This window comes from Pseudomonas sp. R4-35-07, from assembly GCF_003852235.1.
Classification (GTDB): Bacteria; Pseudomonadota; Gammaproteobacteria; order Pseudomonadales; family Pseudomonadaceae; genus Aquipseudomonas.
Genome location: NZ_CP027732.1, coordinates 1,368,164 through 1,381,192 on the forward strand (window position 1 = coordinate 1,368,164; position 13,029 = coordinate 1,381,192).

General features: G+C 61.2%; 12 protein-coding genes. 5 read left to right on the forward strand and 7 right to left on the reverse strand.

Annotated elements, in window-relative coordinates; genetic code table 11:
• Nucleotides 1–88: 88 nt before the first annotated feature.
• On the forward strand, nucleotides 89–871 hold the full coding sequence (locus C4J89_RS06165) for a class I SAM-dependent methyltransferase (RefSeq protein WP_124414000.1): 783 nt from the start codon (nucleotides 89–91) through the stop codon (nucleotides 869–871).
• Between the two features lie 38 nt (nucleotides 872–909).
• On the opposite strand, the gene C4J89_RS06170 is transcribed toward C4J89_RS06165, so the two are convergent.
• A complete protein-coding gene (locus tag C4J89_RS06170) occupies nucleotides 910–1,563 on the reverse strand; it encodes a TetR/AcrR family transcriptional regulator (protein ID WP_124361589.1) in 654 nt (217 codons plus the stop codon).
• Between the two features lie 93 nt (nucleotides 1,564–1,656).
• On the opposite strand from C4J89_RS06170, the gene C4J89_RS06175 reads away from it, so the two are divergent.
• From C4J89_RS06175 to C4J89_RS06185, 3 genes are all read left to right on the forward strand, one after another.
• On the forward strand, nucleotides 1,657–2,757 hold the full coding sequence (locus tag C4J89_RS06175; RefSeq protein WP_124361590.1) for an efflux RND transporter periplasmic adaptor subunit: 1,101 nt from the start codon (nucleotides 1,657–1,659) through the stop codon (nucleotides 2,755–2,757).
• A 6-nt stretch (nucleotides 2,758–2,763) separates the two neighbouring features.
• Nucleotides 2,764–5,823: an efflux RND transporter permease subunit gene (locus tag C4J89_RS06180; protein WP_124403291.1), complete on the forward strand. Its 3,060-nt coding sequence runs from the start codon at nucleotides 2,764–2,766 to the stop codon at nucleotides 5,821–5,823.
• 128 nt (nucleotides 5,824–5,951) lie between these two features.
• Nucleotides 5,952–6,173, forward strand: a complete 222-nt coding sequence (locus tag C4J89_RS06185) for a hypothetical protein (RefSeq protein WP_124361592.1) — start codon at nucleotides 5,952–5,954, stop codon at nucleotides 6,171–6,173.
• Nucleotides 6,174–6,234: 61 nt separating this feature from the next.
• On the opposite strand, the gene C4J89_RS06190 is transcribed toward C4J89_RS06185, so the two are convergent.
• The 3 genes from C4J89_RS06190 to plsB are packed head-to-tail and all read right to left on the reverse strand — an operon-like array spanning nucleotide 6,235 to nucleotide 9,905.
• Nucleotides 6,235–6,924, reverse strand: coding sequence for a DUF4197 domain-containing protein (locus tag C4J89_RS06190; RefSeq protein ID WP_124361593.1), 690 nt, complete (start codon nucleotides 6,922–6,924; stop codon nucleotides 6,235–6,237).
• A gap of 22 nt (nucleotides 6,925–6,946) precedes the next feature.
• A complete protein-coding gene (locus tag C4J89_RS06195) occupies nucleotides 6,947–7,348 on the reverse strand; it encodes a YbaY family lipoprotein (RefSeq protein ID WP_124414001.1) in 402 nt (133 codons plus the stop codon).
• A gap of 46 nt (nucleotides 7,349–7,394) precedes the next feature.
• Entirely contained in the window at nucleotides 7,395–9,905 is a 2,511-nt protein-coding gene (gene plsB / locus C4J89_RS06200; protein ID WP_124414002.1) for a glycerol-3-phosphate 1-O-acyltransferase PlsB, read from the reverse strand.
• Between the two features lie 179 nt (nucleotides 9,906–10,084).
• Between plsB and C4J89_RS06205 the strand changes: the two genes are divergently transcribed.
• Entirely contained in the window at nucleotides 10,085–10,294 is a 210-nt protein-coding gene (locus tag C4J89_RS06205; RefSeq protein WP_124366102.1) for a cold-shock protein, read from the forward strand.
• Between the two features lie 130 nt (nucleotides 10,295–10,424).
• On the opposite strand, the gene C4J89_RS06210 is transcribed toward C4J89_RS06205, so the two are convergent.
• From C4J89_RS06210 to dapE, 3 genes are read right to left on the reverse strand one after another with little or no spacing between them, the layout of a single operon-like run.
• A complete protein-coding gene (locus C4J89_RS06210) occupies nucleotides 10,425–10,802 on the reverse strand; it encodes a hypothetical protein (protein WP_124414003.1) in 378 nt (125 codons plus the stop codon).
• Nucleotides 10,803–10,856: 54 nt separating this feature from the next.
• Complete coding sequence (locus C4J89_RS06215) at nucleotides 10,857–11,666, reverse strand: putative RNA methyltransferase (protein ID WP_124414004.1); 810 nt, start codon at nucleotides 11,664–11,666, stop codon at nucleotides 10,857–10,859.
• Entirely contained in the window at nucleotides 11,666–12,817 is a 1,152-nt protein-coding gene (gene dapE / locus C4J89_RS06220; protein WP_124361597.1) for a succinyl-diaminopimelate desuccinylase, read from the reverse strand. The genes C4J89_RS06215 and dapE overlap by 1 nt, the downstream gene beginning before the upstream one ends.
• Nucleotides 12,818–13,029 lie beyond the last annotated feature (212 nt).

A 13,029-nucleotide genomic window follows, 5' to 3' on the forward strand; every position in this document is an offset into this window, starting at 1 on the left:
GTCGACGCTCAGCTCTGGCAAAATACCTGACTGTTGTTTTTATCGGCCGGTGTTTGCCGATCCTTAATATTTTTGAGCGTAGCGATTGATGAGCGAACAACCAGCGGCCAGCCGCATTCGGGTCGAGGCTTTGGCCGAAGGATTCCAGGGCCGCGCCGAGCAGTGGGCGGCGCTGCTTGGCTTGCCTGTGCAACTCGATGATGCGGATTTTTCCCTGCAAGTCGGGGAACAAGGTCTGCAGTTGCAGCAGCTCGGGCCTGACGCGCCGGGGCCGGTGCGGGTCGACTTTATCGAAGGCGGCGCAGCGCACCGGCGGCTGTACGGCGGCGGCAGCGGGCAGATGATCGCCAAGGCCGTGGGCGTCGCCCAAGGCGTTCGCCCGCGCGTGCTCGACGCCACGGCGGGCCTGGGCAAGGATGCTTTCGTGCTGGCCAGCCTGGGCTGCGAGATGAGCCTGGTCGAGCGCCAGCCGTTGATCGGCGCCTTGCTTGAAGATGGCCTGGCACGCGCTGCAGAGGATTTTGAAGTAGCGCCGATCGTGGCGCGGATGCAGCTGCTCAAGGGCAACTCCATCGAGGTGATGTGCAATTGGGAGGGTGAGCCGCCGCAGGTGATCTACCTTGACCCGATGTTCCCGCATCGTGAGAAAACCGCCCTGGTGAAGAAGGAAATGCGTCTGTTCCGGCCACTGGTCGGCGATGACCCGGACGCACCGGCCTTGCTCGCAGCGGCGTTGGCCCTGGCCAGCCACCGTGTGGTGGTCAAGCGCCCGCGCAAGGCACCGTGCATTGAGGGGCCCAAGCCGAGCCATGCGCTGGAGGGTAAATCCAGTCGGTACGATATTTATCCTAAAAAAGCACTCAAGCCCTGAGCTTTAAGCTGCAAGCGCGCTGAACTTGCCGCTTGCAGCTAACCACTTGCCGCTGCCCCTCGCCCATATGCCCGCATAAACAACCCCACCACCTCCTGCACATGCGCCTCGGCGTCCGCCTCGCTCAACTGCCCGCCACAGCCATACAGCAGACGGAAGTTCGCGGTGCCTTTGAGCAGGCAAAAGAAGTGCTCGGCCGCCTTGAAGGGTTTGTCGATGCTCAGGGCGCCACTCTCGTCGATTCGACTGAGCAGACGCTCCATGCCCTGCAACATGCGCATGGGGCCTGCTTCGAAGAAGATCTGTGAGAGTTTCACGTCCTGATTGCCGGTCGTCATCATCAGGCGATGCAGGTTCACCGATTCCTCGCTGTTGATCAGCCGATGAAACCCGCGCGCGATGTTCAGCAGCACTGTTTGCACCGGCATGGCGTCGGGCAGTTCGAAATACATCACCGGCAGTTGTTCCTCGCACTTGGCGACGACAGCGGCAGTGAACAAGGTTTCTTTGTCGGTGAAGTGGCTGTAGACGGTCAGTTTCGACACCCCCGCTTCAAGCGCCACAGCGTCCATGCTGGTACTGGCATAGCCATTGCCCAAAAACAGAACTTTGGCGGCTTCGAGGATTGCCTGGCGTTTTGCCATGTCCTTGGGGCGCCCGGGACTGTTGGTGTTTATAGGATTGTCGGACATTTTCACCTTTAATACTGGACTGGTGAGTTTGGTATTAATAACATACCGGCCAGTATAATTATTCCTAGCTTCATTTGCGAAAGGTCCTACAGCATGCGCAGTACTTTCCTGCCCCTTGCGTTGCCTGTCAGCTTGGTCTTCCTGTTAGCCGCCTGCGGCCACGAAGACGCGGTCCAAACCACTATTCGCCCGGCCATGGTGGTGCAACCCCAGCCTTCGGCGCAGGCGATGGACAGCTATCCAGGTGAAGTGCGCGCCCGCTATGAACCGGATATGGCCTTTCGCATCGGTGGCAAAGTCAGCAAGCGCCTGGTGGAAGAGGGTGAGCGGGTCAAGGCCAACCAGCCCCTGGCAGAGCTCGACCCCCAGGATGTGCGTCTGCAACTGGAAGCCTCCCGTGCCCAAGTGGCGGCTGCCCAAGCCAACCTGAGCCTGGTGCGCGCCGAGCGTGACCGCTACAAGACCCTGATGGACCGTCAGATGGTTAGCCGGTCCCAGTACGACAATTCTGAAAATCTTTATCGAGCCGGTGAGGCACGCCTCAAGCAGATCAACGCTGAATTCGACGTGTCCAGCAACCAGGCCGGCTATGCGGTGCTGCGTGCGCCCCAGGACGGTGTCGTCGCCAGGCGCGCGGTTGAAGTCGGCCAGGTCGTCTCCGCTGGCCAAACCGTTTTCACCCTGGCCACCGATGGCGAGCGTGAAGTGTTGATCAGCCTGCCTGAGCAAGGCTTCGGCCGTTTCAAGATCGGCCAGCCGGTGTCGGTTGAGCTGTGGAGCCAGCCGGATCAACGGTTTGCCGGGCGCATTCGCGAGTTGTCGCCCGCCGCCGACCCGAAGTCGCGCACCTTCGCTGCGCGGGTGGCCTTCACGGGCGGTAAGGTCCCGGCGGAACTCGGCCAGAGTGCCCGCGTATTCATACAGGTCGACGGTGTGGTTCCACTGTCGGTGCCGCTGTCTGCCCTGAGTGCGGAGAACGGCGCGTCGTACGTCTGGCGTGTGCAACCGGATAACACCCTCAAGCGCACACCCGTGCGCATCGGCGCGTTTGGAGAGAAGACCGTGCCGGTACTCGAAGGCCTGACGCCCACCGACTGGGTGATTGCGGCGGGTGTTCATGTGCTCCATGAGGGGCAGCAAGTGCGCCCGGTGGATCGCGCCAACCGTGTGGTGAATCTGGCGGCCAAGGAGTAGTCCCCGATGGGTTTCAATCTTTCCGAGTGGGCGTTGCGTAATCGCCAGATCGTACTGTTCCTGATGATCCTGCTGGCGGTAGTCGGCACCTTGTCCTACACCAAGCTGGGGCAAAGCGAAGACCCTCCCTTCACCTTCAAGGCCATGGTGATCAAAACCAACTGGCCTGGGGCCACGGCCCAGGAAGTTTCACGCCAGGTCACCGAGCGCATCGAAAAAAAACTGATGGAAACTGGCGAGTACGAGCGCATTGTTTCGTTCTCGCGCCCCGGCGAATCCCAAGTCACCTTCATCGCGCGCGATTCCATGCACTCGGCGCAGATTCCCGAGCTGTGGTATCAGGTGCGCAAAAAGATCAGCGATATCCGCCAGACCTTGCCGCCGGATATTCAGGGACCGTTTTTCAACGATGAGTTCGGCACCACGTTCGGCAATATCTACGCCTTGACCGGTGACGGTTTCGACTACGCCGTGCTCAAGGACTACGCCGACCGCATCCAGATTCAGCTGCAACGGGTGCCGGACGTGGGCAAGGTTGAGCTGCTTGGCCTGCAGGACGAAAAGGTCTGGATCGAGCTGTCCAACCTCAAGCTCGCTACCCTAGGCTTGCCAATGGCCGCTGTGCAGCAGGCGCTGCAGGAGCAGAACGCGGTCTCCACGGCAGGCTTCTTTGAAACCCCGACCGAACGGGTGCAGTTGCGGGTGTCGGGTAACTTCAAGAGCGTGGAAGAGATCCGCAACTTTCCGATTCGGGTGGGCGAGCGAACCTTCCGGATCGGTGATGTGGCCGATATTCACCGTGGTTTCAATGACCCACCGGCACCGCGCATGCGCTACATGGGCGCCGACGCCATCGGCCTGGCCGTGGCCATGCGTGACGGCGGCGACATTCTGGTGCTGGGCAAGGCCCTGGAGCGTGAATTCGCACGATTGCAGAAGAATCTTCCGGCGGGCATGGAGTTGCGCAAGGTCTCCGATCAACCGGCAGCGGTGAAAACCAGTGTCGGCGAATTCGTCCAGGTGCTGGCCGAAGCGTTGGCCATTGTGTTGCTGGTGAGCTTCTTTTCCTTGGGGGTGCGCACCGGCATGGTGGTGGCGTTGGCGATTCCGTTGGTACTGGCGATGACTTTCGCCGCCATGTACTACCTCGGCATCGGCCTGCACAAAATCTCCTTGGGCGCCCTGGTATTAGCCTTGGGTTTGCTGGTGGATGACGCAATCATCGCTGTGGAAATGATGGCGATCAAAATGGAGCAGGGCTACGACCGGCTCAAGGCCGCGAGTTTCGCCTGGACCAGCACCGCGTTCCCGATGCTCACCGGTACCTTGATCACGGCGGCGGGCTTCCTGCCGATTGCCACCGCGCAATCGAGTACTGGCGAATACACTCGCTCGATCTTCCAGGTGGTGACCATCGCTTTGCTGGCGTCCTGGGTTGCCGCCGTGGTGTTCGTACCCTATCTGGGCGAAAAGCTCCTGCCGGACCTGGCGAAGATTCATGCGGCTAAACACGGCACCAACGGTCCTGATCCTTACGGCACGCCGTTCTACCAGCGCGTAAGACGATTGGTGGAGTGGTGCGTACGTCGGCGCAAGACGGTGATCGTCCTGACGCTGCTGTTGTTTATCGGCTCGGTTGCCTTGTTCCGTTTCGTGCCGCAACAGTTCTTCCCGGCCTCCGGTCGCCTGGAACTGATGGTCGACCTGAAACTGGCCGAAGGTGCCTCCCTGAGCAACACTGCCGACCAGGTCAAACGCCTCGAAACCTTGCTCAAGGAACACGCTGGCATCGGCAATTACGTGGCCTACGTGGGCACCGGTTCGCCGCGCTTCTACCTGCCACTCGACCAGCAACTGCCGGCGGCCAGCTTCGCGCAATTCGTGGTGCTGGCCAACACCATCGAAGAGCGCGAAAGCCTGCGCACCTGGCTGATCGAAACCCTGAACGAACAGTTTCCCGAACTGCGTTCACGCGTCACCCGTCTGGAGAATGGCCCGCCGGTGGGCTACCCCGTGCAGTTTCGCGTGACGGGCGAGCACATCGAAGAAGTCCGCGCCCTGGCGCGCAAAGTGGCAACCAAGGTTCGCGAGAACACCCACGTGGTCAATGTGCATCTGGACTGGGAAGAGCCGAGCAAAATCGTCTACCTGAATATCGACCAGGACCGCGCCCGAGCACTGGGCGTGAGCACTGCCAATCTGTCGAAATTCCTGCAAAGCTCCCTGACCGGCAGCACCGTCAGCCAGTACCGGGAGGATAACGAGTTGATCGAAATCCTCCTGCGCGGCACCGTTCACGAACGCACTGAGTTGTCGCTGCTGCCCAGCCTGGCGGTACCCACCGACAACGGTAAAAGTGTGGCCTTGGCGCAGATTGCAACCCTTGAGTATGGCTTTGAGGAAGGCATCATCTGGCACCGTAACCGTCTGCCTACGGTGACCGTGCGCGCCGATATCTATGGCAAGGAACAACCGGCGACGCTGGTCCAGCAGATCCTGCCGACCCTTGAAGGCGTGCGTGCCGAATTGCCTGACGGCTATTTGCTGGAGGTCGGTGGCACCGTGGAAGACTCTGCGCGCGGACAGAACTCGGTGAAGGCCGGCGTGCCGTTGTTTATCGTGGTGGTGCTGACCTTGCTGATGCTGCAACTGCGCAGCTTCTCACGCACCGCGATGGTGTTTCTGACTGCTCCCTTGGGCCTGATCGGCGTCACCCTGTTCCTGCTGGTGTTTCGTCAACCGTTTGGTTTCGTGGCGATGCTCGGCACCATCGCCCTGTCGGGGATGATCATGCGCAACTCGGTGATATTGGTCGACCAGATCGAACAGGACATCAAGGCAGGACTGGCGCCCTGGCAGGCGATCATTGAAGCCACGGTCCGACGCTTCCGGCCGATCGTGCTGACCGCACTCGCTGCGGTACTGGCGATGATTCCACTGTCGCGTAGTGTGTTCTTCGGGCCGATGGCGGTGGCAATCATGGGCGGGTTGATCGTGGCGACGGCGTTGACGCTGCTGTTTCTACCGGCGCTTTACGCCGCGTGGTTCAGGGTCAAGCGGCAATGACAGGGGGCATCGCAAGGAACGTTTCTTAAGGTTTCGCCACTCATGGACTACCTGATTACAGGTATTCGGTCCGACGGATTTCATACCGGCGGGCCGGATCTCACATCTGATGATTCAAGGAGTGTCCAATGGGATTTTTCATCGGCAAATCGTTGAGCGTTTCTGTCAGCAGCAGCTTCGGCGGCGGTAACTGCGCAAAGCCCAAGCCACCTGCAAATGACTGTAATGACAAGTGCAAACCCAAACCCAAACCCGACTGCCATGGCGGTGGTGGCTCGATCAAGTTCGGCGTAGGCGTGATGCCGCTGGGTGCGGTGATCTTTGGCGGGCTGGCCGGCAAGCTGTTTTGACGGTGCAGTGAGCGGCTCCCGAGCAGGTGATCTTCCCCGCCTGCTCGGGTGCATACCCTGTCTACAGGGCGCCGAACACTTTCTTGGCAAGGCTGGTGGCGGCAGCTGCCGGATTCTTGCGAATCGTTTCTTCCTGCTGCGCGATCATCTTGAACAAGCCGTCCAGCGCCTGTTCGGTCACGTAGTTTTCAACATTGGCGCTTTTGGCGTCCACCGCGCCAAACGCGGCGGCCTTGCCGGCGAGCGCGTTGTACTGCTGGGCCACGCCGACCTTGTCGGTGGCAGCCTTGACAATGGGCAGGAACTTGGCGCGGATTTGGTCGCGACTGCTCTTATTCAGGTACTGGGTAGCTGAGTCCTGGCCGCCACTGAGGATGCCTTTGGCATCGGTCACACTCATGTTTTTCACGGCATTGACCAGAATCGGCTGAGCCTGGGTAACGGCGGTTTCCGCCGCTTTGTTCATGCTCGTTTCGAGCTGGGTGACCTGATCGCCCATGCCGAACATCTTCAACTTGTCAGCGACCTTGCCCAGCTTGCCTGGCAAGCCGATCTTCACGTCGGGGTTATTGCTGAAACCACCGGGCGTGCCCAGTTGTTTCACGGCGATCTGCGCGCCTTGGGTCAAGGCGTCCTTGAGGCCGCCGCTGGCGTCGCCCTGGGACAGGCTGCCAAGGTCCAGTGCCATGGCGCTGGTGCCCAGCAGCAGGCCGGTGAGCAGGGCCGTGAGGCGAAGAGGGTTACGGAGCATGGGCGCTTCCTTGTGGTTGAATTCAGTGGGCTGCAGCATCGACGCGCACGCGCAGCGGCTGTTGATCCTGGCCGTCGAGCTGTACGGCGTGCCGTTCAGTGGTGATGAACAGTAGCTTGCCATCCACCTCGATGCGAGCGCTGACCGAATAGCGATGGCCCGGCTTGACCTGCGCCGGGTCATAACTTAAGTGAAACGCCAGCGGCACCTGGCCTTTGATCGGGCCTTTCTGTTCGGCGAGCACCACGGCCGGGGCGTCCATCAGCGACACGTCTTGCAGGCTGACGCTCAAGGTGGCGGTGGGCGGCAGCGCGATGCGTTGCAGGTAGAACACTTCGCCGTCGAGGCTGGCCTTGGGGGTGGGAGACATGGATTGGCAGGCTCCGAGTAGGGCCGTGAGGCCCAGGAGGATGATCTTCTTCATGGTGCAGCTCCTTATCAACGGCGCCGGAAACCGCCCGGCGCCTTGTTCAATCTAGTGGGGATTGCGCCGGTTCCACCGGCTGCTCGGCCGCGCCATCGACGCGATGCAACGCCACTTGGCGGATCGACAAACGAATGTCCGCCGGCAATACACGCTTGGCCGCGCCTTCGGCCAGCTCGCCGAGCAGGTCGTGATAGCTCAGTTTGCCGGCTTCATCGCGGCGCAGCACATCTTGCTCCAGCAAGGTCTGGATGAAATGTCGGAAAAGGCTCTTGTCGAAGAATTCCGGGGCATTGAGGCCATGCAGGATCGACAGCCGCTGGGCCATGACCGTGCACAGGTCTTCCAGCTCCTCGGCGCTGATGCTGTTCTGGCCGCTGTTGAGCAGCAGCGAGATCGCCATGTAGAAGCGCTGCAGGGTCTGGGCGATGCTCTTGGACAGTAGCGTCAGCAGCACGAAATGCCGCGAACTCGGCGCCGGGCGCAGGTACACGTTGTTTTCGAAGCGCAGCAGGCCCTGTTCGACGAACGCATCCAGCCATTGGTCGACCACCGCATCCAGCTCCTCCAGAGACCAGCGGATGAACAGCTCCGACTGCAGGTACGGATAAAGCGCATGGGTGTAGCGCAGGATCTGTTCGCGGCTCATCCGCGAACTGCTCTGGAAGAAACTCGCCAGCAACGCGGGCAGGGCGAAGATGTGCAGCACGTTGTTGCGGTAATAGGTCATCAGGACGGCGTTCTGCTCATCCAGATAGACGATTTTGCCCAGGGCATCGCTCTGTTCCGACAGCAGCTTCATGTCCTTGACGTGCTTGATCAGCGCCAGGCCGTCGCCTTCCGGCAGGGTGGTATGTGGTGAATAGGGCACGCGGCGCAGCAGCGCCAGGTACAGGTCCAACTGGCGGGCCATGGCCTGCTCATCCAGCGCCAGGCGGGTGGTAGACAGCAGCGCCAAGGCCACCAGGTTCACCGGGTTCACCGCAGCGGCTTCGTTCAGATGGCGGGCCACCTGCTCGCCGAGGCGGTGGGTGGTTTCATTCAGCCAGGCCGGCTTGTAGTTCGGGCCCAGTTCCTGGGAGCGCCAATCCGGTTGCTCGTGGTCGAGAAACTCCGCCAGCTTGATCGGCTCGCCGAAGTTGACCGCGACCTGGCCGAAGCGCTGCTTGAGCGCGCCTGCCACTTTGAAAATATCGAAAATCGACTCTTTCTTCTTGCTCGCACCGCGCAGCTCGCCCAGGTAGGTACGGCCTTCCAGCACCCGTTCGTAGCCGATATACACCGGCACGAACACGATGGGCATGCGCGAAGAGCGCAGGAAACTGCGCAAGGTGATCGCCAGCATCCCGGTTTTCGGCTGCAGCATGCGCCCGGTGCGCGAACGGCCGCCTTCGACGAAGTACTCCACCGGGAAACCCTTGGTGAACAGGGTGTGCAGGTATTCGTTGAATACCGAGGTGTACAGCGGGTTGCCCTTGAAGGTGCGGCGCATGAAAAACGCACCGCCACGGCGCAGCAGGCTGCCGATCACGGGCATGTTCAGGTTGATGCCAGCGGCAATGTGCGGCGGGGTCAGGCCATTCTTGAACAGCAGGTAGGACAGCAGCAGGTAGTCGATATGGCTGCGGTGGCAAGGCACGTAGATCACTTCGTAGCCTTGGGCAACCTGTTGCACGCCCTCGATGTTATTGACCTTGATGCCGTCGTAGATTTTGTTCCAGAACCAGCTCAGCACCACTTCCAGGAAGCGGATCGCCGTGTAGGTGTAGTCCGAGGCGATTTCGTTGCCATAGCGCAGCGCCAGCGCCTTGGCTTTTTCCGGCGAGATTTTCTCGCGCTCGGCTTCCTCGGCAATGGCCTGGCGCACCAGTGGCATATTGACCAGGCCCTTCACCAGGTTGCGGCGGTGGGACAGGTCGGGGCCGATCACGGCGGTCTTCAGGTTACGAAAGTGCACGCGCAGGATGCGTTGGGCCATGCGCACGGTGCGTTCGTGTCCTTTATTGTGCTCGATCAATTCACGCAGGTTGATGGGCGCGGAGAATTGCACCCGGGTCTTGCGGCCCAGGATCAGAATGCTCAGCAACCGGCGCAGGCGCCCGGTGACCGCCCAGCTGTCGGCGAACAACAGTTTCCAGGGGCTGGACTCACTTTCGGGGGATTGGCCCCAGAACACGCTGACCGGAATGATTTGTGCATTCTCTTCGGCATGTTCGGTCAGGGTGTTGACCAGGCGCGTCAGGGTGGGCGGTGTGCCACGCTTGTCCTGGCGGCCGAGCCAATCCGGGTCCGGCGTGAGGTAAAAGAACGCTGCGGGTTCCATCAACGGGCCTACCGAAACCGGCAGCACCGGGCGCGGCAGGCCGGCCTTGGTGCACTCGGTATCGACCACGGCCAATTCGGTCAGGGAGGGCGATTGCAGGACGTAGAACACCGGCCGGCTGCGGTCCAGGTTAAGGGTGAGGGACGACTGGTTGATCGTCTCCGAGCGAACCCAGAGGTACAGCAGTCGACGCAAGGTGCCAAACACCAGACGACGGAACGGGGAGCGGGTCATAGGCGAACTGCTTCAAGTGGAAAAAACCGAGCAGGCGCTCGGGCGGGTAGTGTGCCGTATTCATCGAAAATCGGCAAAAAAGCGGCGATGTAAAGTTGGGTTGATGGTTTTTGAACGTGTCTTATACTCGGCAGTTCAACGCCAGCGACTCAATAATAAAAACCAGTGGGAGTGAACAGATGACAACGCGTGAAACCGGCAGTGTGAAGTGGTTCAACGACGCCAAGGGCTATGGCTTTATCCAGCGTGAAGACGGCAAGGATGTGTTCGTGCACTACCGCGCTATTCGCGGTGACGGCCACCGCTCGCTGGCCGAGGGCCAGCAGGTGGAATACGCCGTGGTGACAGGCGATAAGGGCTTGCAGGCCGAGGATGTGGTCGGCCTTTAAGACCACTGCTGGACCCCTGTGGGAGGGGGCTTGCCCCCGATAGCGGTGGGTCAGTCACTGTATCTGGTGACTGACACTCAGTCATCGGGGGCAAGCCCCCTCCCACATTTGATTGGGTTTGCAACTCGGATCAGGCGGTTTTCCAGGTGATTTCTTCTTCACCATCGGCACTGATGCGCATCCAGCGGTCAGCGCTTTCCTCACCCTCTTCCTCGACCCAAGTCCCCGGTGCGCAGCGCACTTCAACATTCAATGCGGCAAACGCGGCGCGGGCGCAGGCGATGTCGTCGTCCCACGGCGTCTGATCGCTTTCCAGGTACAGGCTGTTCCATTTGCCGACGGCTTTTGGCAACCAGGTCACCGGCACGTTGCCGGCTTTGCACTTGTAGGTCTGGCCCTTCTGGACCCACTCGGTGCACGGGCCCAAAGCGGCGCCCAGCCAGGCGGCGATAGTCTTGTAGTCGACGTCGGCGTCCTTCAGGTAAATCTCAATATCGGGTTGGCGCATGGATGTTCCTCGTTGCGGGATTCGAAAATCCATTCGCGGGTGCTGAAAAGTCGGTTATTGAAGCACGAAATAATCGTAGCGCATCGACACGGTCACCTGCAGCGGTTCGGCGGCTTCGATCACCTCGCTGCGGCGCTCGGCGCTCGCACGCCAGCCGTGAGGGGTCATGGCCAGCAGGTTGGCGCGGTCCCTGGGCTCGGCCAGGCGCAGTGTGAACTCAAGGGTTTCACTGTGCGCCAGGCCCATGCCATCCGGCACCAGTGCCAGGTGTTTGTCGTCGGTGTATTCGCGCACTTCGTCGTACAAGCGTTCGCGCAGCTCCATCAGGTGGCCGCGGGTGGGGCCCACCTTCATCAAGCCGCCGCCAGGGCTGAGCAGGCGTTTGGCTTCCTGCCAGTCCAGCGGGCTGAACACGCTGGCGAGAAACTGGCAACTGGCGTCGGCCAATGGGAGGCGGGCCATGCTGGCGATCAACCAGGTCAGCGCCGGGTTGCGCTTGCACGCTCGCTTGACCGCTTCCTTGGAAATATCCAGGGCGTAGCCGTCGGCTTGGGGCAGGGCATCGGCGATTTGCGCGGTGTAGTAGCCCTCGCCACAACCGATGTCCACCCAGCGTTGTGGCGCGCGTTCGGCGGCCAGCTCGGCCAGTCGCTTGGCCACAGGGGCGTAGTGCCCGGCATTGAGGAAGTCGCGGCGCGCCTCGACCATCGCCAGGTTATCGCCCGGGTCGCGGCTGTTCTTGTGCTGCACTGGCAACAGGTTCAGGTAACCCTGGCGCGCGCGGTCGAAACAGTGCCCGGCGGGGCACGCCACACCGTTGTCCACCGCAGTGAGCGGGGCGCTGCAAAGAGGGCAGGCAAGCATCAGGCGAGCAACTTGATCAGGGTCTGGTAGTAAATTTCGGTCAACACATCGAGGTCGCTGGCGAGGACGCGCTCGTTGACCTGATGGATCGTCGCATTCACCGGGCCCAATTCGACCACCTGGGTACCCAGGGTCGCAATGAAACGGCCATCGGAGGTACCGCCACTGGTGGATGCCTTGGTTTCACGCCCGGTGATCGCCTTGATGCTGGCCGATACCGCGTCGAGCAATGCGCCCGGCTCGGTGAGGAACGGCAGACCCGACAGCGCCCAGTCCACATGCCAGTCCAGGCCGTGTTTATCCAGGATCGCTGCGACCCGCTGCTGCAACCCTTCCACGGTGGATTCGGTGGAGAAACGGAAGTTGAACACCGCTGTCAGGTCGCCGGGAATGACGTTGGTGGCGCCGGTGCCGGAATTAAGGTTGGAGATCTGGAAACTGGTCGGTGGGAAGAAGGTGTTGCCGTCATCCCAATGCTCGGCGGCGAGTTCGGCCAATGCCGGTGCGGCCAGATGGATCGGGTTCTTCGCCAGGTGCGGATACGCCACGTGGCCCTGTACACCGCGCACGGTCAGGGTGGCACCGAGGGAGCCACGACGGCCGTTCTTGACCACATCGCCCACCAGCGTCGTGCTCGATGGCTCGCCGACGATGCACCAGTCAAGGCGCTCATTGCGTGCGGCCAGGCGCTCGACCACGGCCTTGGTGCCATGGTGCGCCGGGCCTTCTTCATCGCTGGTAATCAGGAAGGCAACCGAGCCTTTATGGTCTGGGTAGTCAGCGACAAAACGCTCCGCCGCCACCAGCATCGCCGCCAGGCTGCCTTTCATATCCGCCGCGCCACGGCCGCAGAGCATACCGTGTTCGTCGATCAGCGCGTCGAATGGGTCGTTCTGCCAGGCCTGCACCGGGCCGGTCGGCACCACGTCGGTGTGGCCGGCGAAGCACAGCACCGGGCCTTCCTGGTTGCCATGGGTGGCCCAGAAGTTATCCACATCGAAGATGCGCATCGGCTCGAGCGCAAAACCGGCGTCGCCCAGGCGCTGCATCATCAGCTTCTGGCAATCGGCATCGATCGGCGTGACCGACGGGCGACGGATCAGGTCGATGGCGAGTTGAAGGGTCGGCGAAAGGTCGGCATGGACCGTCATGGGAGAACTCCGGAAATCGAGACAGCGACGTTCTAATTGTAGGAGCGAGCTTGCTCGCGAAAAACGCAAGGGCTCCGCGTGCATTCAGGGTGCCCGCTTCATCGTTAACGATTTTCGCGAGCAAGCTCGCTCCTACAGTGATGTGTGCAAGGCGTGTAAAACGGCCGTTATCTTATAGCAAAACGGCGGCCAGAGGCCGCCGTTTAGTGCAT

What these genes read in the sequence shown, in the direction of transcription:
- C4J89_RS06205 (WP_124366102.1), top strand. Translation starts at nt 10,085, where the DNA reads ATGACAACGCGTGAAACCGGCAGTGTGAAGTGGTTCAACGACGCCAAG.
- C4J89_RS06190 (WP_124361593.1), bottom strand. Translation starts at nt 6,924, where the DNA reads ATGCTCCGTAACCCTCTTCGCCTCACGGCCCTGCTCACCGGCCTGCTG.
- C4J89_RS06165 (WP_124414000.1), top strand. Translation starts at nt 89, where the DNA reads ATGAGCGAACAACCAGCGGCCAGCCGCATTCGGGTCGAGGCTTTGGCC.
- C4J89_RS06185 (WP_124361592.1), top strand. Translation starts at nt 5,952, where the DNA reads ATGGGATTTTTCATCGGCAAATCGTTGAGCGTTTCTGTCAGCAGCAGC.
- dapE (WP_124361597.1), bottom strand. Translation starts at nt 12,817, where the DNA reads ATGACGGTCCATGCCGACCTTTCGCCGACCCTTCAACTCGCCATCGAC.
- C4J89_RS06170 (WP_124361589.1), bottom strand. Translation starts at nt 1,563, where the DNA reads ATGTCCGACAATCCTATAAACACCAACAGTCCCGGGCGCCCCAAGGAC.
- plsB (WP_124414002.1), bottom strand. Translation starts at nt 9,905, where the DNA reads ATGACCCGCTCCCCGTTCCGTCGTCTGGTGTTTGGCACCTTGCGTCGA.
- C4J89_RS06210 (WP_124414003.1), bottom strand. Translation starts at nt 10,802, where the DNA reads ATGCGCCAACCCGATATTGAGATTTACCTGAAGGACGCCGACGTCGAC.
- C4J89_RS06180 (WP_124403291.1), top strand. Translation starts at nt 2,764, where the DNA reads ATGGGTTTCAATCTTTCCGAGTGGGCGTTGCGTAATCGCCAGATCGTA.
- C4J89_RS06175 (WP_124361590.1), top strand. Translation starts at nt 1,657, where the DNA reads ATGCGCAGTACTTTCCTGCCCCTTGCGTTGCCTGTCAGCTTGGTCTTC.
- C4J89_RS06215 (WP_124414004.1), bottom strand. Translation starts at nt 11,666, where the DNA reads ATGCTTGCCTGCCCTCTTTGCAGCGCCCCGCTCACTGCGGTGGACAAC.
- C4J89_RS06195 (WP_124414001.1), bottom strand. Translation starts at nt 7,348, where the DNA reads ATGAAGAAGATCATCCTCCTGGGCCTCACGGCCCTACTCGGAGCCTGC.